At 58.9% G+C, this 24394-nt stretch carries 23 protein-coding genes and 1 pseudogene; 5 read left to right on the forward strand and 19 right to left on the reverse strand.

Translation table 11 applies throughout. The annotated features are described in order from the left end of the window. Window positions 1–58 precede the first annotated feature (58 nt). From J2X15_RS04910 to J2X15_RS04960, 11 genes are all read right to left on the reverse strand, one after another. Entirely contained in the window at window positions 59–526 is a 468-nt protein-coding gene (locus J2X15_RS04910; RefSeq protein ID WP_310339950.1) for a hypothetical protein, read from the reverse strand. Window positions 527–573: 47 nt separating this feature from the next. Beyond that, the gene (locus tag J2X15_RS04915; RefSeq protein WP_310339952.1) at window positions 574–1503 is read right to left on the reverse strand and encodes a class I SAM-dependent methyltransferase; all 930 of its coding nucleotides are present in this window, start codon (window positions 1501–1503) and stop codon (window positions 574–576) included. Between the two features lie 12 nt (window positions 1504–1515). Further along, window positions 1516–2094, reverse strand: a complete 579-nt coding sequence (locus J2X15_RS04920) for a DUF1415 domain-containing protein (RefSeq protein ID WP_310339954.1) — start codon at window positions 2092–2094, stop codon at window positions 1516–1518. A gap of 3 nt (window positions 2095–2097) precedes the next feature. Continuing rightward, a complete protein-coding gene (locus J2X15_RS04925) occupies window positions 2098–3294 on the reverse strand; it encodes a deoxyguanosinetriphosphate triphosphohydrolase (protein WP_310339955.1) in 1197 nt (398 codons plus the stop codon). Window positions 3295–3354: 60 nt separating this feature from the next. Next, complete coding sequence (aroB, locus tag J2X15_RS04930; RefSeq protein ID WP_310339956.1) at window positions 3355–4464, reverse strand: 3-dehydroquinate synthase; 1110 nt, start codon at window positions 4462–4464, stop codon at window positions 3355–3357. Window positions 4465–4532: 68 nt separating this feature from the next. Next, complete coding sequence (locus J2X15_RS04935) at window positions 4533–5057, reverse strand: shikimate kinase (RefSeq protein ID WP_310341209.1); 525 nt, start codon at window positions 5055–5057, stop codon at window positions 4533–4535. 31 nt (window positions 5058–5088) lie between these two features. Further along, window positions 5089–7176: a type IV pilus secretin PilQ gene (locus tag J2X15_RS04940; RefSeq protein ID WP_409034256.1), complete on the reverse strand. Its 2088-nt coding sequence runs from the start codon at window positions 7174–7176 to the stop codon at window positions 5089–5091. Then, complete coding sequence (locus J2X15_RS04945; RefSeq protein ID WP_409034257.1) at window positions 7176–7715, reverse strand: pilus assembly protein PilP; 540 nt, start codon at window positions 7713–7715, stop codon at window positions 7176–7178. The genes J2X15_RS04940 and J2X15_RS04945 overlap by 1 nt, the downstream gene beginning before the upstream one ends. Beyond that, window positions 7715–8383, reverse strand: coding sequence for a type IV pilus inner membrane component PilO (locus tag J2X15_RS04950; RefSeq protein ID WP_310339958.1), 669 nt, complete (start codon window positions 8381–8383; stop codon window positions 7715–7717). Before J2X15_RS04950 ends, J2X15_RS04945 begins: the two co-directional genes overlap by 1 nt. Before the next feature lie 11 nt (window positions 8384–8394). Continuing rightward, the gene (locus J2X15_RS04955) at window positions 8395–9039 is read right to left on the reverse strand and encodes a PilN domain-containing protein (protein WP_310339959.1); all 645 of its coding nucleotides are present in this window, start codon (window positions 9037–9039) and stop codon (window positions 8395–8397) included. After that, window positions 9036–10115 (reverse strand): pilus assembly protein PilM, encoded by a 1080-nt coding sequence (locus J2X15_RS04960; RefSeq protein WP_310339961.1) that lies wholly within the window; start codon window positions 10113–10115, stop codon window positions 9036–9038. Before J2X15_RS04960 ends, J2X15_RS04955 begins: the two co-directional genes overlap by 4 nt. Window positions 10116–10395: 280 nt before the next feature. Between J2X15_RS04960 and J2X15_RS04965 the strand changes: the two genes are divergently transcribed. Beyond that, window positions 10396–12771, forward strand: a complete 2376-nt coding sequence (locus tag J2X15_RS04965) for a penicillin-binding protein 1A (RefSeq protein ID WP_310339963.1) — start codon at window positions 10396–10398, stop codon at window positions 12769–12771. Here J2X15_RS04965 and cyaY read toward each other — a convergent pair whose 3' ends face one another. Continuing rightward, entirely contained in the window at window positions 12772–13101 is a 330-nt protein-coding gene (cyaY, locus tag J2X15_RS04970) for an iron donor protein CyaY (protein ID WP_310339964.1), read from the reverse strand. Between the two features lie 12 nt (window positions 13102–13113). Between cyaY and lptM the strand changes: the two genes are divergently transcribed. Beyond that, the gene (lptM, locus tag J2X15_RS04975; protein ID WP_310339965.1) at window positions 13114–13302 is read left to right on the forward strand and encodes an LPS translocon maturation chaperone LptM; all 189 of its coding nucleotides are present in this window, start codon (window positions 13114–13116) and stop codon (window positions 13300–13302) included. Continuing rightward, window positions 13299–14582, forward strand: coding sequence for a diaminopimelate decarboxylase (lysA, locus tag J2X15_RS04980; protein WP_310339966.1), 1284 nt, complete (start codon window positions 13299–13301; stop codon window positions 14580–14582). Before lptM ends, lysA begins: the two co-directional genes overlap by 4 nt. Before the next feature lie 43 nt (window positions 14583–14625). On the opposite strand, the gene J2X15_RS04985 is transcribed toward lysA, so the two are convergent. The 5 genes and pseudogenes from J2X15_RS04985 to J2X15_RS05005 all read right to left on the reverse strand — a co-directional run bounded on the left by J2X15_RS04985 (window position 14626) and on the right by J2X15_RS05005 (window position 20518). After that, entirely contained in the window at window positions 14626–15231 is a 606-nt protein-coding gene (locus J2X15_RS04985) for a protein-methionine-sulfoxide reductase heme-binding subunit MsrQ (protein ID WP_310339967.1), read from the reverse strand. A 12-nt stretch (window positions 15232–15243) separates the two neighbouring features. Next, window positions 15244–16218, reverse strand: a pseudogene (gene msrP, locus J2X15_RS04990) (protein-methionine-sulfoxide reductase catalytic subunit MsrP); the annotation flags it as partial. 66 nt (window positions 16219–16284) lie between these two features. Then, complete coding sequence (ccsB, locus tag J2X15_RS04995) at window positions 16285–17634, reverse strand: c-type cytochrome biogenesis protein CcsB (RefSeq protein ID WP_310339968.1); 1350 nt, start codon at window positions 17632–17634, stop codon at window positions 16285–16287. After that, entirely contained in the window at window positions 17631–19766 is a 2136-nt protein-coding gene (locus J2X15_RS05000; RefSeq protein ID WP_310339970.1) for a cytochrome c biogenesis protein ResB, read from the reverse strand. The genes ccsB and J2X15_RS05000 overlap by 4 nt, the downstream gene beginning before the upstream one ends. Window positions 19767–19879: 113 nt before the next feature. Next, entirely contained in the window at window positions 19880–20518 is a 639-nt protein-coding gene (locus J2X15_RS05005) for a c-type cytochrome (RefSeq protein ID WP_310339973.1), read from the reverse strand. 70 nt (window positions 20519–20588) lie between these two features. Between J2X15_RS05005 and yihA the strand changes: the two genes are divergently transcribed. Beyond that, window positions 20589–21320, forward strand: coding sequence for a ribosome biogenesis GTP-binding protein YihA/YsxC (yihA, locus tag J2X15_RS05010; RefSeq protein ID WP_409034251.1), 732 nt, complete (start codon window positions 20589–20591; stop codon window positions 21318–21320). A 1-nt stretch (window position 21321) separates the two neighbouring features. Here the strand turns inward: yihA and J2X15_RS05015 are convergent, their stop codons facing one another. Then, entirely contained in the window at window positions 21322–22185 is an 864-nt protein-coding gene (locus tag J2X15_RS05015; protein ID WP_310339975.1) for a lysophospholipid acyltransferase family protein, read from the reverse strand. 12 nt (window positions 22186–22197) lie between these two features. Beyond that, entirely contained in the window at window positions 22198–23028 is an 831-nt protein-coding gene (locus tag J2X15_RS05020; RefSeq protein ID WP_310339976.1) for a lysophospholipid acyltransferase family protein, read from the reverse strand. Between the two features lie 181 nt (window positions 23029–23209). Between J2X15_RS05020 and metK the strand changes: the two genes are divergently transcribed. Then, complete coding sequence (gene metK, locus J2X15_RS05025) at window positions 23210–24391, forward strand: methionine adenosyltransferase (RefSeq protein ID WP_310339978.1); 1182 nt, start codon at window positions 23210–23212, stop codon at window positions 24389–24391. Window positions 24392–24394: the final 3 nt, after the last annotated feature.

The raw sequence follows: 24394 nt of genomic DNA on the forward strand, positions 1-24394 counted from the left end.
GCTCGCTTAGCCCCGATTGTGGGACGCCGAACTGGCGGCGGCCTTGATCTACGTCAGCTTACTTGGGCGCCTTGGTCACGCGCACCTTGCCACCGGTGGTGACGATGATCACAGAGTCGCCAGCCGCGAGCAGCTCACTGCCCTTGGCTTGCACGATGGCACGGCGATCGCCGCCCTTGAGTTGCACGAGGATTTCCACCGCGTCTTCTTTGGTGGAAAAGCGCTCGATGGCATTGCCCGCGGCGGCACCGGCCACACCCGCGAGCACGCCCAGCACCTGGGCTTCGCGCGACACGCTGCTGCCGCTGTAACCGCCAATGGCACCCACCACACCACCAACCGCAGCACCCGCGCCAGTCTGGCTGCCATCCACCACCACATTGCGCACCGACAGCACCACGCCGTCTTGCACCTGGGCCATGCGCTGGGCGTCGCCGCGCTGAACCACATCGGGGCTGCTGGTGGCGCAAGCGCCCAAGACTGCCACCACGGCCAGGGTACCCACCAATTTCATCCAAGTTTGCATTGATCTCTCCAAATCTTTCATTCCAAACGCAATCTGCCCATAACGCCTCAGGCGGGCAATGCGTTGTCTTCCAGATTGTCTTCTGGCAATGTAAACCGTGTGTCAAGCAGGGCCAACAGGCCAAATTCCTCCAATATGGCGCGCAAACGCTGGGCCGCGGCCCGCTTACGCTGCCCGGTGTAACGGGCCAGGATGAGCTCATTCTTCATGCTGTGCTCCCAGCCCACCAGCTCGGTCACAGTGACCTGGTAACCATGGGCCTCCAGGTACAGGCAGCGCAGCACATTGGTGATCTGGCTACCCATTTCACGCGTGTGCAGCGGGTGGCGCCACAGCTCGGCCAGCGGTGTGCGCGTGAGCGACAAGGCCTTGCTCTGGCTCAGGTGGCGCGCCACTTCGGCCTGGCAGCAGGGGACGAGCACAAAGGCGCGCGCTTTCTTTTGCAGGCCAAAGGCAATCGCGTCGTCGGTGGCCGTGTCGCAAGCGTGCAGCGCGGTCACCACATCGATCTGGTCAGGCAAGGCCGCGGACTGCGTGGATTCGGCGACGCTGACATTCAGAAACGACATGCGGCCAAAACCCAGCTGCTGGGCCAGGGCCCGCGACTTGTCCACCAGCTCGGTGCGCGTCTCGATGCCATACAGATGGCTGGTCGGCAGGTTCTTGAAATACAGGTCGTACAGGATGAAGCCCAGGTAGGACTTGCCGGCGCCATGGTCGGCCAAGGTGAGCGCACGCCCCTCTGCGGCGGGCAGCTCCAGCATCAGCTTCTCAATGAACTGGTAGAGGTGGTAGACCTGCTTGAGCTTGCGGCGCGAGTCCTGGTTGAGCTTGCCCTCACGGGTGAGGATGTGGAGTTCCTTGAGCAACTCCACCGACTGGCCGGGACGCACCTCATCGGCCAGGGGATGCGCGGCGGGATTTTGCGCGGCGGTGGCCTTGGGCGGGCGCTTGGCAATGTTGGGGCGGGAGGTCATGGAAAGGCTTTCTCAGTGGACGCCGGGCGGGGTGTGCAAGCCCAGGGCGGCCCAGCCGGCGTGGCCCAGGTCTTCCAGCGTCTGCATGTTTTTCTCGAAGATCGCTTCGGCCTCGGGGAAGGCTTGTACGGCCCGGTCCAGACTGTCTTCGCGCAGCAAATGCAGGATGGGGTATGGCGCGCGGTTGGTGTAATTGGTAATGTCGTCCGGCTCGGTGCCGGCAAACTGGAACTGCGGATGGAAGCTGGCGATTTGCAGCGTGCCCACCAGCTTGTGCCGACGCAGCAGCGCATCGGCCGAGGCCAGGAAGTCGTTGAAATCCAGAAAATCCGGGTGCAGGGTCGGCGCGATCAGCAGGGTCGTATCCCGCTGCTCCGGGTCGGCCGCGTGCAGGGCGAGCAGCTCAGCCTCGAGCTGGTCCAGCACCGTTTGCGCATCACTGCTGTCGCAGACCACGTAGTGGATCTGGCCTTTGACATGCACGGCCTTGGCAAACGGGCAGAGGTTCAGGCCAATGACGGCGCGCTCCAGCCACTGCTGTGTCGCGGCGACAACTGTGTCTGGCGCTTCCTCGCGGTCTTGGTTGCTCATGCCCTACTCCACCAACAGGCGCCGCCCGGTCAAGCGTTCATGCTCACGCAGCGCAAACCGGTCCGTCATGCCCGCAATGTAGTCGGCAACGGTGCGATGGAAGGCACTGGCATCGCCCGCGGCTTGCTGGGCAGCCAGGGCGTGGGCACCGGCACCGCCCTGCATATGCGCAGGGGTCTGGCCGTAGGCGTCAAAGAGTTCGCGCACCACCTGCTTGGCCGCGTCCATGGTCTGCACGACCTGGGGGTGGCGGTACAGCTGGCGAAACAAAAAGGACTTCAGCACCTTGGACTGCGCCCGCATGTCGGGGCTGAAGCCGACCAGCGCACGGCCAGCCCGCACGTCCTGCACGCTTTGCGGCTTGTGTTCATCGATGGCCGCCTGCGTGGCCGCCATCACGTCGTACACCTGGTCACTGAGCATGAGGCGGATGGATTCGTACAGCAGGCGGCGCGCCTGCCCAAGGTCTGCCAGCGAGGGATGCTGGCGCAGCGCCGCCTCGCAATAGCCGTCAAACAGCGGCACCTCGCGCATCTGCGCCAAGGTCAAGAGGCCGGAGCGCACGCCATCGTCAATGTCGTGCGCGTTGTAGGCAATTTCGTCGGCCACATTGCACAGCTGCGCCTCCAGGCTGGGCTGGGTGTGGTTCAAAAACCGCTGCCCCACTCCGCCTGCGCCATCGGCAAACGCGGGCTCCTGGGCCTCCAGCAGCTCAGCGTTGGTGCGGGAGCAGTGTTTGAGAATGCCCTCGCGCGATTCGAAGCTCAGGTTCAGACCGTCAAACTGCGGATAACGCTCTTCCAGGTGATCCACTACGCGCAGGCTTTGCAGGTTATGTTCAAACCCGCCAAACGGTGCCATGCAGTCATGCAATGCGTCCTGCCCGGCGTGACCAAACGGCGTGTGACCCAGGTCATGGGCTAATGCAACCGTCTCCACCAAATCCTCACTCAGGCCCAAAGTGCGCGCGATGGAGCGGCCCAGTTGCGCCACCTCCAGCGAATGGGTCAAGCGCGTGCGAAACAGATCACCCTCGTGGTTGATAAAAACCTGGGTTTTGTAGACCAAGCGGCGGAATGCCGTGGAGTGCACGATGCGGTCGCGGTCACGCTGGAACGCGGTGCGCGTGGGTGCCTGCGGTTCCGCAAAGCGCCGGCCGCGCGACTGGGTCGGATCGCAGGCATAGGGCTGCAGGTTCATAGAGAAATCAGGCCCTAGCCCCCATGGACATTGCGCAAGAAGCTATCATAACCATAGCAATCAGCCTGCACAGCAAGCATCGATCACCTCACGCACCAGGGCATCAGGCGCACCGCGTACCGATGCGCGCGCGGGACCGTCGATCACCACGAAGCGGATGTCACCCGCCTCGGACTTCTTGTCCAGGCGCATCAGCTCCAGGTAGCGGCCCGCGTTGTCCTTGGCGTCCAACTGCGGCCCCACGATGGGCAGGCCCGCCTTTTTGACCAGCTGCGTCAGGCGCTCCACAAAGGCGGCGTCCACCAGGCCCAGCTTGTGCGACAGATGCGCCGCCATGACCATGCCACAGCCCACAGCCTCCCCGTGCAACCATTCACCATAGCCCAGGCCCGCTTCGATGGCATGGCCAAAGGTGTGTCCAAAGTTCAGAATGGCGCGCAGGCCGGCTTCGCGCTCGTCCTGCCCCACCACCCAGGCCTTGATCTCGCAGCTGCGGCGTACCGCGTGGGCCAGCGCCACGGGGTCGCGGGCCAACAGGGCATCCAGGTGGGCCTCGATCCAGTCCAGGAAGGCCATGTCGGCAATCGGACCATACTTGATGACTTCGGCCAAGCCCGCACTCAGTTCACGCGTCGGCAAGGTCTTGAGCGTGTCCAGATCGCAGACCACCAGCTGGGGCTGGTAGAACGCGCCGATCATGTTTTTGCCCAGGGGGTGGTTGATGCCGGTCTTGCCCCCCACCGAAGAGTCCACCTGCGACAGCAGCGTCGTCGGCACCTGCACAAACGGCACACCGCGCATGTAGCTGGCCGCGGCAAACCCGGTCATGTCCCCCACCACACCGCCGCCCAGGGCAAACAGGATGGTCTTGCGGTCACAGCCTTCGGACAGCAGTGCATCAAAAATCTGATTCAGGGTTTGCCAGGTCTTGAAGACCTCGCCGTCAGGCAGCGTGACTAACTGCACATTGGCGTAGCGCGGCTTCAACGCTGCGAGCAGCGCCTCGGCATACAAGGGCGCAACTGTGGTGTTGGAAACGACCACGGCATGGCTGGCTTTTGGCAGTGCGACGTACACATCAGCCGTGCCAAGCAGGCCGGTGCCCACTTGAATAGGGTAGCTACGCTCGGCCAAAGCGATATCTACGGTGTGGAAATTCGGGGATGTCATACCCCCGAGTTTAGAGGTTTGGAACCAAGGGATGGTTCATGCACCAGCCATGGCACACGTGTGCTTTTTCAGCAGGTAGGCAAATGCCCTGACAGTTCGAGCTGCATCACCACCATATTGACCAAAGTCGCAACCGAAGGACGCCCAGTCTCTAACGTGAAATGGGCCGTTTCACGGTACAGCGGGTCGCGGATCGTAAAGAGTTCGCGCATGCGCGCCAAGGGATCCGCCACCTGCAGCAAGGGACGGCTCACATCATGGCGCAACCGTCGAAACAGCTCTTCAGGTGTGGACTTCAGATAAACCACATGGCTTCTGCCATGCAAATGTGCGCGATTGCCCTGCCGCAGCACGGCACCTCCGCCCGTGGAGATCACGCACGCAGGATCTTGGGTCAAGGTCTCAATCACCTCTTCCTCAATATCGCGGAAGCGGGCTTCACCTTCGCGATCAAAGAACTCGCGGATGGAACACCCCAGTCGCGCCTCAATCGCCTGATCAGAGTCCACAAAGGGCAACCGCAACCGGCGCGCCAACTGCCGTCCTACGGTGGTCTTGCCCGAACCAGGCAATCCCACAAAACTAATGCGCAACTCCGAATTCAAACCATCCATCCAACCCGCATCAACGACCGATGGCCTTGTCTGCCAAGGTTTTGGGCGTGATGAAAACCAGCATTTCGCGTTTGGTGGTCGAACGCGCACGGTTGCGGAACAACACACCAAGGCCAGGCAAGTCCCCAAAGAAAGGCACCTTGGTCTCGCTCTCAGTCTGATCTTCGGTAAAGATGCCACCGATGACGACGGTGCCGCCGTTTTCCACCAAGACTTGCGTTTGGACGTGCTTGGTATCGATAGCGAAACCAGCGGGCGTAGATTGACCGACCGTGTCCTTGGTGATATCCAGGGCCAAAATAATGTTGCCTTCTGGCGTAATTTGAGGCGTCACTTCCAGCTTCAAATTGGCTTTGCGGAAGGCAATGGAAGTTGCACCACTCGAAGACGCGACTTGGTAGGGGAGCTCTGTACCTTGTTCGATCAACGCTTTGATCTGATCGGCGGTGACTACGCGAGGACTGGACACCACTTTGCCTTTACCGTCAGCCTCCAATGCGGAGATTTCCAGATTCAAGAATCTATCAGCAGCAGCTCCAAAGATCGAGAACGCGATCTGTCCTGGTGTACTCGAACCCAATGCACCAGTAGAAGGTAAGTTAACAAAATTACCCGAAGTGGTTGCTGCAGAACCCACTACGTAACTGGAACCAATCGCTATACCTGGCTGATCGCCTGAAGCAGCGGCAGTGCCTCCGCCCCCCAACTTCACACCCAATGATTTACCGAAACTATCAGATGCCTCAACGATGCGCGCTTCAATTAACACTTGGCGTACGGCAATATCGATTTTGGCAATTAGTTGTTGCACCTGCTCCAACTTGCTGGGTATATCCGTCACAAAGAGTTGGTTAGTTCGGTTCTCATAAATCACACTGCCTCGGTTGCTGAGAATACGACTAGGAGTAACGCCAGCACCGGGACCAGAGCCAGCTGCAACGAGACCGGCCGCAATATCCGAAGCTTTGCCGTAGTTGATTTGAAAGGACTGTGTTCGCAAGGGCTCTAGGTTCTGCACTGCAACCACAGTTTCCAAGTCCAACTTTTCCTTGGCGGTGATCTCGTCTTTAGGGGCGACCCAAAGTACGTTGCCACTCTTGCGCATGCCCAAGCCTTTTGCCTGCAGAATAATATCCAGTGCCTGATCCCATGGGACATCCTGCAATCGCAGGGTCACTGAGCCCGACACTGAATCCGACGTCACAATGTTGAAGTTCGTGAAGTCGGCAATGACTTGCAACAGCGAGCGAACCTCAATATTCTGAAAATTAAGCGACAGTTTCTGGCCGTTGTAACCCGTACCCTGGGTCAACTTCTTCGGGTCTACCTTAACTTCTTTCACTTCAATAACAAACTGTTCATCACTTTGATAAGCACTGTGCTCCCACAATCCTTGGGGCTCGATCACCATTCGAACGCGATCGCCTGATTGGGATGACGTAACCGTCTTCACCGGAGTTCCAAAATCGCTCACATCCAAGCGACGACGCAAACCCTCTGGCAACGTGGACTTCATGAATTCAACCACCAGGGTTTGCCCCTGCTGTCGAATATCCACACCAACTTGGTTGTTTGGCAAAGAGACCACGATCCGCCCGGCACCATCGCCGGTGCGGCGGAAGTCCAAATCTTTGATAGGTGCCGTGTCTCGGCTACGGTTCTCAGCAAATGCCGTGGCGGGTGCGACATTTGTAGACACAGCGGTTTCCAGAGAGACAAGCAGCGATTTACCTTGAATTTCAGCTTTGTATGCAGCAGGCGTCTTGAGATTCAAGACTACACGGGTCCTATCGCCTGCTTGAACGACGCTCACCGAGCGTAAATTACCTTGGTTAATTTCAATTGTGGAGCGGCCCATAGCATTCGCTACACCGGGGAAGTCCAGCGCAATCCGAGCCGGCGACTGAATGGCGAATCCTGTAGGTAGGGCTGCAAGCGGTTGCGACAAATCAATCCGTACAACTTCCGCGCCGCTCTGGACGGTGCCAGTAACAGATTCAATAGCGGTTTGTGCGTGCGCAAACCCATTGAGACACAACAGCAACGCAACCCACAAACTTCTGAACATTCCAAATCCCTGCAAAAAATTCTGGTTCATCATTTCGACCTCTCTTGCAACTCTAGTGTTGCAGCGCGTTCAATCCATTCGCCTGCGGCGTCCTGCACGATTTCACGCAGCGTCACGACGGTCTCGCTGATTTTGGTAACTCGCCCATAGTTTTGTCCGAGATAATTACCTACCTTCACTTGGTAGAGCAAGTTGTCGACCTTGATCAAAGCCACGGGTTGCCCAGCTTTCACAAGACTTCCGACAAGAGCGGCGGAATCCAAGGGGAAGGCCTCCAACGGTTCCTTGCGTCTTGCCAATTCAGGCGCAACAAGAGCACCATTCGCAACGGTCTGCGATGAGTCACGCTTCAGCGCTTGGGTCAACTTCTGGTTGCTAAACGGCTCAACAGATGCATTGCTGCTATAAGCCTCTGGAACAAATTGCTTGGGTGCAGGTATCGGCGCGACTTTAGGACGCGTTTGATTACGTTCATCGACCATCCATTGCCGAATTTCGTCTTCACTGGAAGATCCACATCCAGCCAACAACGCAAGCAAAAAAAGGGAAATTGATACCCGTACAAGCATCATTTTTTTGCCCCTGTTGTCGCCTTGCGCTGCGCATTCACTTCATCTTTATCCAGGTAGCGGAAGGTCTTCGCAGTGGAGTCCAGAGTCAAGGTATTGTCTGGTCGAGGTGCAATTGTTAAATTGTTCAAGGTCACAATACGCGATAAATTCGCGATGTCTGATGCAAAAGCGCCAATATCATGGTATCGCCCAGTGACTCTGATTGTGATCGGCAGCTCCGCATAATATTCTTTCACTGCAATTTGGCCTGGTCTAAACAGGTCAAATTGCAAACTGCGCCCAAGCCCCGCTTGATTGATGTCCGACAACAAAGCGTCCATTTCCGCTTTGCTGGGGAGTTGCTTCTCAAGCTGCGTCACATACTGCTGCACTTGTTCACGCTGCTTTTTCAGGACATCCAAATTGACCGCCTTGGTCAATTTCGTTTTGTAGTCGTCACGCAATTTAGTCTCTTTTTCTTGCTCCTGCCGCAAAGTCTCTTCAGAGCCACCAAGCCATGCAAACCAGAGAGCGACAACAATCACTACACTGGTAAACGCAAACAATGCGTACTTGGGTATCGTCGGCCAAAGCGAAGGATCTTTGGGATCTAGATCGCGGAACTGATTCAACAGTTTTTCTTGGAAAACTGCGAAATCAAAAGACTTGGGGAGACTAGTTGCCATAGCGGAGTTTTCTATTTTTTAGCATCTAGACTGGCCGAAGCTGCTGCCGTTGCCATGGGGGTAGAAGATGCCGTGACTGCAGTTTTTGCAGCCTCACTGGAACGCACCAGCCGAACTTTGATTACAAAATTGGCAACCCGCTTTTGCTCCTTGGCAGATACCGCCACAGAACCAGAAACAATCTCAACCAACTCAGGCTTGGCGAACCAAGGGGTGTTATTCGCCAAATTCCTCAACAATTCAGACACTCGCTCATTGGATTGCGCTACGCCGTTGAGAGTGACCGACTGATCAACCTGGGCCATCTTGTTGATATAGACGCCATCTGGCAACTGATTAACCAGCTCGGTCAACAAATGCACAGGAAGGTTCCGATCAGACTGCAAATCCTCCACAGCCTGTTGGCGCGCTCTCAGAGCAGCAATCTCCCCTTCCAAGGTAGCAATATCCTTGATCTGACCTTCCAGCTTTTTAATCTCGGTTTCGAGAATCAAATTGTTCGACTGCTGCGAAGCTATGGCCGCTTGGTACCACAGGAAAATAGAGCCCGCAACCAGTCCGCCCAAGAGCGCAGAAGCCCCCAGAGAAACATTGAATACATCGCGCCGCTTTTTGCGCGCAGCCTCGCGGTGCGGCAGTAAGTTAATCAAGATCATTGCGAAAACCTCCGCAATGCCAGGCCACAAGATGTGAGATAGGACGGTGCTTCACGGGTCATGCGCTTGAGGCGCACGCCATCGCCAATTTCCATACCATCAAATGGATTGAGCAGGCTGCAGGGGAAGGTCGTATGCTGGGTAACCACCGTGGTTAGCCCAGGCAGGGCTGCGGAACCACCGGCTAGCATGATGTAGTCCACCTTGTTGTGCGGCGTACTGGTGAAAAAGAATTGCAAGGCACGCCCCAACTCCTGCACCATCGTGTCGATAAACGGTTTCAGGACCGCAGACTCATAGTCCTCCGGCAACTCGCCACTGCGCTTCTTGCTTTCAGCCTCTTCTTGTGAAAAGCCGTATTGACGAACAATCAGCTGCGTCAGTTGGGCACCACCAAAGGCTTGATCGCGGTCATACAGTACTTCTTCATCGCGCAACACCTGCATGCTGGTCGTTAAGGCGCCGATTTCGAATAAGGCAACGATTAAACCTGCACCTTTGCTGGGCAAGTTCTCAATCAACCGGCCCGCTGCCAAGCGGGACGCATAGGACTCCACGTCAACAATCACTGGAACTAAACCTGCAGCTTCCGCAAGTCCCTGGACATCCTGAACCTTTTCGCGGCGAGAAGCGGCGATGAGAACTTCAATGTCACCAGCAGAGGAGGCGCTGGGACCAACCACACAAAAATCGAGACTCACCTCATCCAAAGGGAACGGGATGTATTGATTGGCTTCCGACTCCACCTGGGCTTCAAGATCCAAATCGGTCATTCCGCCTGGCAGAATGATTTTTTTGGTGATCACTGCGGATGGCGGCAACGCCATCGCCACATTTTTTGTTTTAGTGCCGCTTTTCTTGACCAGACGGCGAACCGCATCGGCGACTTCATCGAACTTTTCGATGTTGCCGTCGGATATCCATCCGCGCTCCAAAGGCTCAATGGCGCAACGCTCCAACACCAAATTCCCCGCTTTGTCACGGCCCAGCTCCACCAGCTTGACACTGGACGAACTAATGTCCAACCCCAACATGGGAGCTGGCTGTCGACTGAATAACGACCCCAATGAGATCAAAACGGTCCCCTGAAACAGCCCGACAAATGGCCAGGCAAACTTAAGAAATCACTTGAATGCTATCAGTAAGATCCTTGTCCGGCAAAGGTTTTTCGGAAATTTGATTTATAGGAACGTTGCCAAAAGCAGACGTTTTCTGCTCCTTTTTACATAGCGGTCGTCGAGAATACCTGTGACCGTGGCTTGCAGCCGACTTTGGGGTGCATGGCATTTGCCACCCGCCCGGCCCTCGCCCAAAAGCGCATTTTTATAATGCCTACGCGAACTTACCGAATGTTTTATGTCCACCTCCAGCCCCTCTAACGAAAAAAGTAGCAAGCCAACTCCTCCACGCAAGGCATTGCACTGGTCGGTGCGCATCCTTTTGTGGATCGCGGGGTTGGGCTTGGCAGGGCTGGCATCCGTGCTGATCCTGGTGGCATTGGCTCTGTCGATGGCGTTTCCCAACCTGCCGGATATCTCGGACCTGTCGGACTACCGCCCCAAGTTGCCATTGCGGGTTTTTTCTGCGGACGGTGACCTGATCGGAGAATTTGGCGAGGAACGTCGCAACCTGACGCCCATCAAAGAAATCCCCAAGGTCATGACCGACGCTATCCTGGCGGTGGAAGATGCCAGGTTCTACCAACACGGCGGTGTGGACTACCTCGGAGTGATCCGGGCCGGCCTGGCCAATGTGGGACGGGTCAAAAGCCAGGGCGCCTCCACCATCACCATGCAGGTGGCGCGCAATGTCTACCTGTCGTCCGAGAAAACCTTTACTCGCAAGATTTACGAAATCCTGCTGACCTTCAAGCTGGAACACGCACTGACCAAAGACCAGATTCTGGAAATCTATATGAACCAGATTTTTCTGGGAAATCGGGCGTATGGCTTTGCAGCCGCGTCCGAAACCTACTTTGGCAAGCCGTTGAAAGACATCACCGTGGCCGAAGCAGCCATGCTGGCCGGCCTCCCCAAGGCACCATCGGCCTACAACCCAATCAGCAACCCCAAGCGGGCCAAAATCCGCCAGCAGTACATCATCGACCGCATGCTGGAGAACGGCTTTATCAACGACCAGGAAGCGGAGACTGCAAAAAAACAGGAGTTGAAGATCAAGACCGGGCCGGCAGCCAACCAAGTGCATGCCGAATACGTGGCCGAAATGGTGCGCCAGCTGATGTTTGCCCAGTACGGCGAAGAAACCTATACCCGCGGGCTGAATGTGCAAACCACGCTGCGCACAGACCAACAGATCGCGGCCTATAAGGCGCTGCGCCGCGGCATCATGGATTTCGAACGGCGGCAGGTATACCGCGGACCCGAAAAGTTCATCAACCTGTCCAACAACCCGCAAGAAATCGAAGACGCGATCGATGAGGCGCTTGACGAGCATCCTGACAACGGTGACGTCATGTCCGCCGTAGTACTTGAGGCTGACACCAAGCACATCAAAGCCATCCGGCAGAACGCAGAATTGGTTGAAATTTCGGGCGATGGCCTCAAGCCCGCCCAGTCCGGCCTGTCTGAGAAAGCGCAGCCCAATATCAAAATACGCCGCGGCGCCATCATCCGTGTTGCCAAGACGGTTAAAGGCACATGGGAAATCACCCAGTTGCCGGAAGTCGAGGGCGCATTTGTCGCGATCGACCCCCGTGATGGATCGATCAAGGCCTTGGTCGGTGGCTTTGACTTCGCCAAGAACAAGTTCAACCACGTGATCCAGGCGTGGCGCCAGCCAGGCTCCAGCTTCAAGCCTTTTATCTACTCGGCATCGCTGGAAAAGGGCTTCACGCCAGCTACGGTCATTAACGACGCCCCACTGTTCTTTGACGCGGGCGTGACCGGAGGACAACCCTGGGAGCCCAAGAACTACGACGGCACCTTTGAAGGCCCCATGACCATGCGCCGCGGCCTGGCCAAGTCCAAGAACATGATCTCAATCCGCATTCTGCAAAGCATTGGCACGCAGTACGCCCAGGACTGGATCACCAAATTCGGCTTTGATGCAGAAAAGCACCCGCCCTACCTGACGATGGCCTTGGGCGCCGGCAACGTGACGCCTATCCAGATGGCCGCTGGTTATTCGGTGTTTGCCAACGGCGGCTACCGCGTCAACCCCTGGCTGGTGTCCAAGGTCAGCGAGCAGCGCGGCAAGGTATTGGTGGAATCCACCCCGCCTGTGCTGGCCGATTCAGAGCGCGCGATTGACGCGCGCAACGCCTTCATGATGTCCAGCCTGTTGCAAGAAGTCACCCGCTCGGGTACCGCTGCACGGGCACAAGCCACGCTGAAGCGCCCCGACCTCTACGGCAAGACGGGTACCACCAATGACTCCATGGACGCCTGGTTTGCGGGCTACCAGCCCACGCTCACCGCGGTGACCTGGATTGGCTACGACACACCGCGCAAGCTGGGCGACCGGGAAACTGGCGGAGGGTTGAGTCTGCCGGTATGGATCAGCTTCATGGAAACCGCGCTCAAGGGTGTGCCCGTGATGGAGCCTGTGGCGCCTGAAGGCGTAGTGCACCTGGGCAACGAATGGTTTTACGAGGAGTACGCCAAGGGCGCTGGCATATCCAGCCTGGGCTTGAGCGACAAACCGGAAGAAACGCCTGAGTCTTTGCCAGCGGCCGATGAAAAGAAAAAGATCATCGACCTCTTCAAAAACTAATCAGGCTGTGAAAACCAATGCCAAGCCGCTCTGCGCGCTGGCATTGGAGGTCAAAGCCGCAAAGAACTCGCCCTGCCCCTTGGTGTCCTGCCACTGCCCGTCTACCCAGCGGTAGTGGTAGCCGCCGGATTTGGCAGCCATCCACACTTCATGCAGTGGTTTTTGCAGATTGATGATGATCTGGCTGCGGTTGGCAAAGGTCAGCGTGATCATGCCGCCGACGCGCTGGTTGTCCACGTCAGCATCGGAATCGTCGTTAATGCGGTCGCAACACTGCTCCACTGCCTTGAGCAAGGTTTCTGCGCGGTCCATGAATTCCGGGTCGGTCATTACAATTTCACCATGTTGAAAGCAACGCAAATTCTAGTCAGTCGCCTTGTCCTTGCCGCCAGTGTGCTCACTGTGGCGGCCTGCGGGCAGACGGGCTCGCTGTATTTACCCTCCTCACAAGCTGCGCGCAGCACCAAGGCCACTGCGGCCCCGGTAGCCGCACCTGCAGCCACCAGTACCACCACGAACACCACCCCATGAGCCAGCCCACGCTTCCCGGACACCCCCATATTCACTACGCCAACGGCCAGCTCCACGTTGAAGGCACTGCGGTCGCGCAGCTGGCCCAGCAGCATGGAACGCCTTTGTTCGTGTACTCCAAAGCTTCGATGTTGGCTGCACTGGCGGCCTATCAAAAGGGCTTTGCCGGTCGCAATGCGCAGATCTGCTACGCCATGAAGGCCAACTCCTCGCTGGCCGTGTTGCAGCTTTTTGCCAAAGCCGGCTGCGGCTTTGACATCGTTTCGGGTGGCGAACTGGCCCGCGTGCTGGCGGCCGGCGGCGATGCCAGCAAGATCATCTTCTCGGGCGTGGGCAAGACCCGTGCAGAAATGCGCGAGGCCCTGCGCGTGGGCATTGGCTGCTTCAACGTGGAAAGTGAAGCCGAGATCGACGTGCTCAACGAAGTGGCTGTGAGCGTAGGTACCCAGGCACGCATCAGCATTCGCGTGAACCCCAACGTCGACCCCAAGACGCATCCCTACATTTCCACCGGGCTCAAGGGCAACAAGTTTGGCGTCGCGCATGAGCGCACGCTAGCCACCTACCAGCGCGCGGCCGCCCTGCCCGGCCTGCAGGTCGTGGGCATTGACTGCCACATCGGCTCCCAGATCACCGAAGAGACGCCCTACCTGGACGCCATGGATCGCATGTTGGATTTGGTGGAATCCATCGAGGCCGCAGGCATCCCCATCCACCACATCGACTTTGGCGGTGGCCTGGGCATCAACTACAACGGCGACACCCCGCCCGCTGCCGATGCCCTGTGGGCCAAGCTGCTGGCCAAGCTGGACGCACGCGGCTTTGGCCAGCGCCAGCTGATGATCGAGCCCGGTCGCTCGCTGGTGGGCAATGCGGGCATCTGCGTAACCGAGGTGCTGTACATGAAACCCGGCGAACAGAAGAGCTTCTGCATTGTCGACGCCGCCATGAACGACCTGCCCCGACCCGCGATGTACCAAGCGTTCCACGGCATCGTGCCGCTGGACGGTGCCAAGCTGGCGACCCCGGGTAGTGAAGTGTTTGATGTCGTAGGCCCCGTATGTGAAAGCGGCGACTGGATTGGCCACGACCGTGCGCTGAACGTGCAGGCCGGCGATCAGTTGGCTGTGCTGTCGGCAGGGGCCTACTGCATGAGCATGGCCAGCAACTACAACTCGCGCGCCAAGGCGGCAGAGGTCTTGGTGGACGGCGACCACAGCCATTTGATCCGCGCACGCGATACCCTAGCAGACCAGATGCGGGGCGAGAAGCTGCTGTAATTTGCTACAAATTCAGTAGCTACTCGCGCATATTCCACGGGGGCTAACGCCGCTTTTTCTTTATAAACTGCACGAGGCGCCAACCCAGCAACGTACCCAGGATGGCGGCATACACCGCCACCTCGGCAAAGTTGTGCTTGCCAGCACGCATCCAGAAGAAATGCAGAATGGCCAGCCCGGCCACAGCGTACACCGACCGATGCAGGGCCTGCCAGCGCTTGGCGCCCATGGCCTTGATCACGCGGTTGAACGAGGTGGCGGCCAGTGCGGTCAGCAGCAGCAAAGCTGTGAACCCCACCAGAATGAAAGGCCGCTTAGCGATGTCAGCGGCAATGTCTGGCACGTCCAGCCCCATGTCGAACCAGCTGTACGACAGCATATGCAGCACCGCATAGGCAAAGGTCCACAGCCCTAGCATGCGCCGCAGCCGGGCCAGTGAGGGCCAGCCCGTGATAGTGCGCAGCGGCGTTACCGTCAGCACCACACACAGCGCGCGCAGGGTCCAGTCACCCGTGGCACGCACCAGCGCTTCAGCGGGGTTGGCGCCCAGACGATCGGCAAACGCCGCGTACACCAGCCAGAGCAGCGGCAAAGCGGCAAGGCAAAACACCACCGGCTTGGCCGCGCGGTGGGCCAACCAAGAGTTCACGATCGCCACGGGTCAGTAGAACTTTTTGAGGTCCATGCCGGCGTACAACTGCCCCACCTGGGCCTCGTAGCCGTTGAACATCAGGGTCTTGCGCTTCTTGGCAAACAGGCCATCTTCGCCAATGCGGCGTTCGGTCGCCTGACTCCAGCGCGGGTGGTCCACATTGGGGTTCACATTGGAATAAAAACCGTACTCATTGGCCGCGGCCTTGTTCCAGGCCGTGCCGGGCTGCTTCTCGGTAAAGCGTATCTTGACAATGCTCTTCCCGCTCTTGAACCCGTATTTCCAAGGCACCACCAGGCGCACCGGCGCACCGCTCTGGTTCGGCAACACCTCGCCATACATGCCAAAGCTCAGCAGCGTCAGTGGGTGCATGGCCTCGTCCAGGCGCAGGCCTTCGGTATACGGCCAATCCAGAATGCGGGAACCCACAAACGGCATGGTCTTGGGATCGGCCAGCGTTACAAATTCCACGTACTTGGCGTTGCCCAGCGGCTCCACTTTCTTGATCAGCTCGGCCAGCGAGTAACCCACCCAGGGGATCACCATGGACCAGCCCTCCACGCAACGCAGGCGGTAAATACGCTCCTCCATGGGACTGAGCTTGAGCAGGTCCTCCAGCGCCAACTTGCCCGGCTTCTTCACCAGCCCTTCGATCTCGACCGACCAGGGCGAAGTCTTCAGAGTGTGGGCATTGACACCAGGGTCGGCCTTGTCAGTGCCGAATTCGTAGTAGTTGTTGTACGAAGTGGCGTCTTTGTAGGCCGTCACCTTCTCCATGGCCAGCGCGGCAGCCACGGTAGACGGCTTGGAAGCCAACGGGGCCAGCTTGCCAGGGCGATCCCCCCAAGCACTGCTCTCGGCCAGTGCCTGGCGCGAAGCCCAACTGGCCATGCCAGCGCCCGCCACCCCTAATGCCATCTGCTTGAGCAGTGCCCGGCGACCTTCGTAAGCCCGTAGCGGGGTGATGTCACTGCTGACGGCGTGTTGAACGGGTTTTGATCAGCATGGGGACTCCTTGTGTGGTCGTTGGTCGTCCGACAGCGCTTTTTCTTACAAAGTTCCGTAGCTGTGCAATCCGCTCAGGAACATATTCACACCGATGAAGGCAAACGTGGTCACCGCCAAACCACCCAGTGCCCACCAAGCTGCCACGGTACCGCGCAGGCCCTTCATCAGGCGCATGTGCAGCCAGGCCGCGTAGTTCAGCCAGACGATCAGCGCCCAGGTCTCTTTCGGGTCCCAGCTCCAGTAACCGCCCCAAGCTTCGGCCGCCCACAGCGCGCCCAGCACGGTGGCGATGGTGAAGAAGGCAAAGCCCACGGCGATGGACTTGTACATCACGTCGTCCAGCACCTCAAAGCTCGGCAACTTGGCCGCCAGGCGTTTGCGGCCAAACAGGATGCTGGCCACGATCAGCGCAGAAATACCAAAATAAACCGCCCAGTAATCGCTCATACCCAGCACCGCCGACTTGCGGAACACCACCGGCTCAAAGCACAGCACCACGCCCAGCAACCACAGCGGTGCCAGCTTGTACCAGCGCGACTCCGTGGCCTGCTGTTTGATCAGGTAGGCAAACGCCACCATGGCCGCCAAGGCAAAGGTGCCATAGCCAATGAAGTTGGCGGGCACATGCAACTTCATCCACCAACTCTTGAGCGCGGGCACCAGGGGTTGAATCTCGTGCGCCTGACGCACGACGGTGTACCAGAGCAGGAAGCCCACCGCCGCACTCACCACCAGCATGACGAACGCACCGAGGGCGCGGGTTTTGTACTGGGCTTCAAAGTACAGGTAAAAGGTGGCGGTAAGCCAGCAGAACAGCACAAACACTTCGTACAAATTACTGACGGGGATGTGGCCGATATCGGCACCCAGCAAGTAGCTTTCGTACCAGCGCACCATCGTGCCCGTCAACGCCAACGTCACAGCGGCCCACACCAAACGCGAGGCCACGCTCTCCACGCCATCGGCCCGGCCCTTGGCAAACACGCCAATCCAGTAAAACGCGGTGGCCATGAAGAACAACATGCTCATCCACAAGATGGCCGACTGGCTGGACAGGAAGTACTTGAGCCAAAACACCGTCTCAGCCCGCTCCAGTGCGCCCTGGTAGGACGCAATGCCCAACAGGGAAAGGCCCGCTACGGTCAGCATCAGTACCTGCAGCGGGCGCCAGAACCAGCCCATCCAGATGGCCGCTGGCATGGCAGCCAACAGAATGCCTTTTTCGTAAACATCCATGCTCTCGTGGTAGCGGCCCAGGGCAAACACGCCGCCAGCCACTACGATGAGCGCAAACAACCACTCGCCCCAGGCCCGCTGAGAAAAGTAGCCGGCGTTCAACGTCACGCTCGCGCCGGGAGTTGCCGTGGCGCTATTTCCAGAAATCGTAGTCATTCAGAGTCCTTCAAACCTAACAAGCGGGATTTCAAATGCTCGAACTCCCGGTCTCCATCCATGGTTTTGCGGTTGGTAGAAAGCGCCATGGTCGCCTGAACCTGATCGGACGATTGGACATCGGGTGCCAACCATACCCACAGCCGCCGCTCCCGCACATAGAGCATGGCAAACACACCCAAAATCAACAAGGCACAGCCCAGATAGACAACGGTCTTACCAGGCGCGCGCGCCACCTGGAACACGCTGGCCTGTACCTGCGTAAAGTCCGACAACAAGAGCGCCACCGGTGCAGGGTACAGCGGCACGTCGCTAAGCGCCAGCACGGCCTGTGTCATGAAGGCCTGGCCACGCGCATCAGGCTCGAACGCGGGCAGGTCGGCTTTTTCCCGTGCCACCTGCTCCAGTTCAAACAGCGTCCCATTCAGGATACGCACCAACACCTCGCCGGCCTTGTTGCGCTCCGCCTCGGGAACATTGGCCTCAATGAAATCTGCAATGGCCTGCAAACCGGCCACCGGCTTGGCCGGGTTACGGTTCTCCAGACCCGCGAACAGCGCCAGCGCGCGCGCGGCAGATGCGCTGAGTTGTTGCGCCAATTCGGGCCGTTTGGCATCCACGGCTTTGGAGGCATAGCGTTTCACCGCCTTGTCCCTCAGGGCGGCATCTGACAGGGCATTGCTCAGACGCACGAACTCGTCGGGCGTACCCTTCTCATCTGCAGGAATGCGCAGGTAGCGGAACGGCTCGGCCGGGCTCTCACGCATGCCCAGCAAGAACAGCGGCACGCCATCGCCCATATCCACCGGCAGCATGTAATTGTTGAACTCACGCGCCTGACCTGCTGCATCGCGCAGCTTGTAGCTCACGCTGGGCCCCACATTGCGCAGGTTTTTCTTGTCTTTGGTTTTGTTGGCCGCCCCCAGTTGGGCATCCATGGCCGAGCGCAAATCCACGGCACGCACATCGGTACCCGCAGCGGGGTCACCTGCAAAATTTTCCACGTTGATGACGCGCAGCCCGGTGTACTCCACAGTCAGCGCCTGCGCGCCAGCACCCTTGGTCAGCTGCGATGCGCCGCCCACGGTGCCCTCCAGCTCGAAAGGCTGCACCTGGCCATTCAAAGACATGGCGTGCAAACGCAGGCTGGAGCCGCCGTCGTCAAAGCTCGACTGGTAAATCTCGACCCCGCGGTAACTCGCGGGGTGGTTCACCTCCACGCGCGCGGGGATCTTTTCACCGGTCTCTTTGTCGTGGATCACGATGTCACTGGCAAACAGCTTGGGCATGCCGGTGGAGTAGTACTCCACAATGAACTTCTTGAGCTCTACGGCAAAGGGCAGCTCCTGCAACAGAATGCCGTCCGACTGGTTCACGATGGCCGTGCTGGACTGGGTGCCCTCGGCGACCAGCAAATTGGCTCGGAATGTGGGGTTGCGTTCGCTGAGCCGGTGCTGGGGCGCCACATCAGCAATCATGCCGCCACCGGTATAGGGCGTTTTGCCCCCCAGCAGCATTTGGGCACGAACAATCAAGTCCCCATCCAGCAGCCCGCCCAGGCACACCAGCACGATGGCGCTATGCGCGGCGATATAGCCCACCTTGTTCACCGCACCAGCCTTCGCCGCCACCATCCAGCCCGGGCCACTAGGCGTATCGCGCTGCTGCAGCTTCACGCGCCAGCCACCGCTGACCAGCAACTGGCCAATGCGGTGGGCAGCGGGTTCCGCGGCCTCTTGCAACGTGGCCTGGGCGCGATGGCCAAAAGCCTTGAGGCTCTGCTCGCGGATGTTTTCCTTGTACGACTTCAGGTCACTGATGATCTTGGGCGTGTTGCGGATCACGCACAACGACGTGCTGAGCACCAAAAAACCCAGAATTAACAGGAACCACCACGCGCTGTAGACGTTGTACAGGCTGACAACGCCAAAAAATTCGGTCCAGAAAGGACCGAACTGGTTGACGTAGTTGTTCAGAGGCTCATGCTGCTTAAGAACGGTACCAATCACCGAGGCGATACAAATCACCGTCAGCAGGGAGATGGAAAACCGCATGGACGACAGCAACTCCACCGTGGCACGCCAAGTGCGCGAACCGGATTGCATTTCAAAACCTTCGGTGGAGACAGTCATAGGGGCAGAGTCAACAACTCAAAAAAAAAGGCAGGCCATCGAAGGATGGTCCCGCCCAGTTAGGGTGAATTCACACGCTTTGGTTCCGCAGAACCGGTGAACTCTTTCCCCGATTAGCGCAAGCCGGCCACATAGTCCGCCACGGCCTTGATCTCGCGGTCGTTCATCTTGGCAGCTACTTGGGTCATTTGCACGCTGTTCTTGCGTCCGCCATCACGGAAGGCGGTCAGCTGGGCCACGGCGTAATCCGCATGTTGGCCGCTCAAACGGGGATATTGGGAAGGAATGCCAGCACCGTTGGGGCTGTGGCAGCCGGCGCAAGCGGGCACCTGACGGTCAGCAATGCCACCGCGGTAAATGCGTTCGCCCAAAGACACCAGTTCCTTGTCTTTGGCAAATCCGGATTTGGCTTTTTTGGACGTCACCCAGTAGGCTATGTTTTTCATGTCCTCGTCGCTCAATGCTGAGGCAAAGCCTTTCATGACGGCGTTGTTACGCTTGTCAGATTTGAACTCTTGCAATTGCTTGACTAGGTATTCCGGGTGTTGTTGCGCCAGCTTGGGGTATGCGGGGGTGCCTGAATTGCCATCTGCACCGTGGCAGGCGGCGCATACTGCGCCAAAGCTTGCCTCGCCCTTTGCCAAGTCGGGCTTCACCACCTTGGCGGCCTCGTGCTTGGCTTCTTCCGCAAAGGAAGAAACAGAAATAACGGCAACAGCGGCCGCGAAAAACATGTGGGCAATCAACTTCATAGGGATGTTGTGTCTGGTGAGCAAAACAGCGCCATTCTACAATGCGGCTCTGGGTTTACCTTCCAAATCAATGACCAACACCTCAAACCCACCCGGCACGCCGCCCGTTAAATCGGTCGCTGACGCCTCCGCCAAATCCCCCGCCGTCGTGGCCATGGGCTGGCTGCACACGGCGCGCTTCCTCACTACTGCGCCCCAATTGCACTTTTTGCCTGAACTGGACGTGCCGGAAATTGCCTTCGTGGGCCGCTCGAACGCGGGTAAATCCACCTGCATCAATACGCTGACCCAGCAGAAGCAGTTGGCTTTCGCTTCCAAAAAACCGGGCCGCACCCAACACATCAACCTGTTTGCTTTGGGCAAACAGGGGGTGACAGATGCAGTGCTGACCGATTTGCCGGGCTACGGCTACGCCGCAGTGCCCAAGCAGGACAAAATTCGCTGGCAACAGGTGATGGCCAACTACCTGGTCACACGCAAGAACCTGCACGCCATTGTGCTCATGTGCGACCCGCGCCATGGCATGACCGAGCTGGACGAGATCTTGCTGGACGTGATCCGTCCCCGGGTGCAGGCGGGCCTGAAATTTCTCGTCATCCTGACCAAGGCCGACAAGCTGACCCGCGCGGAAGCCGCCAAGGTCCTGTCGATCACCAAGCTGCAAGCCGGCGGTGGCGAAGTCAAATTATTCTCCGCCCCCAAGCGCATTGGCATAGAAGATGTGGCCCAGTTGCTGTGGCAATGGGCACACCCCACTGACAGCCCTGTTGCAACGCCCCCGGAGTCCGCCCAAGAGGCCTAACTCAATAGGGTGCTGCCTCGCCCGCGGGCCGGTCCTTGAAACGCTTGTGCACCCAGTAGTACTGAGCAGGCATGGCGCGGATGTAGTCCTCCAGACGCCGGTTCATCAATGCTGTATCAGCCTCCAGGTCCTCACTGGGAAAATCCGTCCACGCCGGGTGGACCTCCACCTCATAGCCCTGCGGCACCAGCCGCGTCACGATGGGTACCACCTTGGCCCGCCCCAGCTTGGCGAAGCGGGACAGGGAAGGCACCGTGGCAGCGGAGACACCAAAGAACGGCACAAACAGAGACTCGCGCGGATCGAAATTCATATCCGGCAGCAGGTAGAGCGGCTCGCCCTTGCGCATTGCCGCCACGATAGGCTTGACCCCGGCCAGCCGCGCGACCAGCTCGGGTTCGCCAAAGCGCTGGCGCCCGCCCAGAATCCATGCGTCCATCGCAGGGTTGAGCTGTGGCGAATAGATAGTGGCAAAGCGCCGCGGAATCTGCTGGGTCAGCGCGGTCCAGGCTGCATCCAGCCCCATGAAATGCGGCGCAAACAGCACCACAGGCTCATTCCCCTCCAGCGCATCCAAGGCACCAGTCAGCCGCACGCGGGACTGCACCACTGCGGGCGGTGCATGCCACAACCAGCCCCGGTCCAGCCAGGCCTGGGCAAACACCACGAACACCTCGCGCACCACACGCTGCCGCTGGGATCGGCTCCAATGCGGAAAACACAGTGTCAGATTGGTCTGTACTACCCGCCTGCGCGAGCCCACGAGCAGGTACAGCGCAACACCCAAAGCCACGCCCAGCGCCCGCACCATCGGCAAGGGCAGACGCCCCTGGGCCACGATGAGTTTCACAATCCAGTTACGCATCACCCTTTGACCTCAGGTCGCCTCGCGAGGCGTTTTGTAGCGGGCATAGCCCCACAAGTATTGCTGCGGGCACTGGGTGATCAGGGATTCCATGGCCGCATTCAGCTGCGCGGCAGCAGCGGTCAGATCCGCGTCCAAGGGCTCGCTCAAGGGCTGCACATGCACCACGTAGCCACGCCCGAGCGGCAAGCGCTCGCCCCAAGCCAACAACACGCTGGCACCGGTCTGTTGGGCCAACCGCGCCGACAAGGTCATGGTGTAGGCCGACTTGCCAAAGAAAGGGACCCACACACCCTGCGACTGTGGCGGCACCTGGTCGGGCAGCAAGCCCACGCACTGGCCCGTCTTCAGCGCCTTCAGCATCTGTTTGACACCTGCCAAGGTGGTCGGCGCGGTGTGCATGCCAGGACGCGCGCGCGAGCGAGTGACCACCTCACGCAGCCAGGGCTGGCGTGGGGGACGGAACAGCACGGTAATAGGCTGATCACCTTGGCCAAATTGCTGTGCGTAGGCCTGCGCCGTGATTTCAAAACAGCCCAGGTGCGGTGTCAGAAACACCACGCCCCGCGCGGCGTCCAACGCGGCCTCCACGTGTTCGCGCCCCTGCCATTGCACGGCAACCGGACGACCCAACCACAGCCGCGGCAGTTCGACCGCCAACTGGCCGGACTGGCCCACGGCACGCCGCCACTGGCTACTGGTCAACCCCGCTTGGCGAGCATTGGCCAAGAAGCGTGCGCGGTAGGTGGCGGACCCCAAAAAAGCTAGCCAACCCACGCCCCAGCCCAGCCCGTGCAGCAGCCACAGCGGAAAGACGGAAAGCAATTTAAAAACAAGGGCCATTGGCTGGGATAAAATCACGGGTGTCGCTGAGTTACGGAACTACTTGCAGGGCGACACCCACAGGGCGGTCCCGAAAGGAACGCCATTGTGCCTCGTCAATTCTGGCGAATCTGCTAAAGCGTTCGCTGTAAGCTCCAAAGCCCAAGCAACGCGACTTGATGTTTATTTTGGAGACCTAGCTATGGCGAACGATTTTCTCTTTACCTCCGAGTCTGTTTCTGAAGGCCACCCTGACAAAGTCGCCGACCAGATTTCCGACGCAATCCTCGACGCGATTTTCAAGCAGGACCCCAAGTCCCGCGTGGCTGCCGAAACGCTGACCAACACCGGTCTGGTCGTGCTGGCCGGCGAAATCACCACCAATGCGCATGTGGACTACATCCAGGTGGCACGCGACACCATCAAGCGCATCGGCTATGACAACACCGAGTACGGCATCGACTACAAGGGTTGTGCGGTGCTGGTCGCCTATGACAAGCAGTCCAACGACATTGCCCAGGGCGTGGACCATGCCAGTGACGACCACCTGAACACGGGTGCCGGTGACCAGGGCCTGATGTTCGGCTACGCCTGCGACGAAACGCCCGAGCTGATGCCCGCGCCCATTTACTATGCCCACCGCCTGATGGAGCGCCAGGCCCAACTGCGTAAGGACGGCCGCCTGCCCTTCTTGCGACCCGATGCCAAGAGCCAGGTGACCATGCGTTATGTGGACGGCAAGCCCCACAGCATTGACACCGTGGTGCTGTCCACCCAGCACAGCCCCGACCAGTCGGAAACTCAGCACAAGATGAAAGCCTCGTTCACCGAAGCCATCATCGAAGAGATCATCAAGCCCGTGCTGCCCAAGGAATGGCTGCAGAACACCAAGTACCTGATCAACCCCACCGGCCGCTTTGTGGTGGGTGGCCCCCAAGGTGACTGCGGCTTGACCGGACGCAAGATCATTGTGGACACCTACGGTGGCGCCTGCCCCCACGGCGGTGGCGCATTCTCCGGCAAAGACCCCTCCAAAGTGGACCGCTCTGCCGCCTACGCCGCGCGCTATGTGGCCAAGAACGTGGTGGCGGCCGGTTTGGCCAAGCAGTGCCAGGTGCAAGTGGCTTATGCCATCGGCGTGGCCAAGCCCATGAACATCACGGTCTACACCGAAGGCACCGGCGTCATTGCCGATGACAAGCTGTCGGCTATCGTTGCCGAGGTGTTTGACCTGCGCCCCAAGGGCATCATCCAGATGCTGGACCTGCTGCGCCCCATCTACGAGAAAACTGCGGCTTACGGCCACTTTGGCCGTGAAGAACCCGAGTTCACCTGGGAACGCACCGACAAAACTGCCGCTCTGCGCGCAGCCGCTGGCCTGTAAAGC

Origin of the sequence: Rhodoferax saidenbachensis (genome assembly GCF_031457975.1) — a bacterium.
Lineage (GTDB): Bacteria > Pseudomonadota > Gammaproteobacteria > Burkholderiales > Burkholderiaceae_C > Allorhodoferax > Allorhodoferax saidenbachensis_A.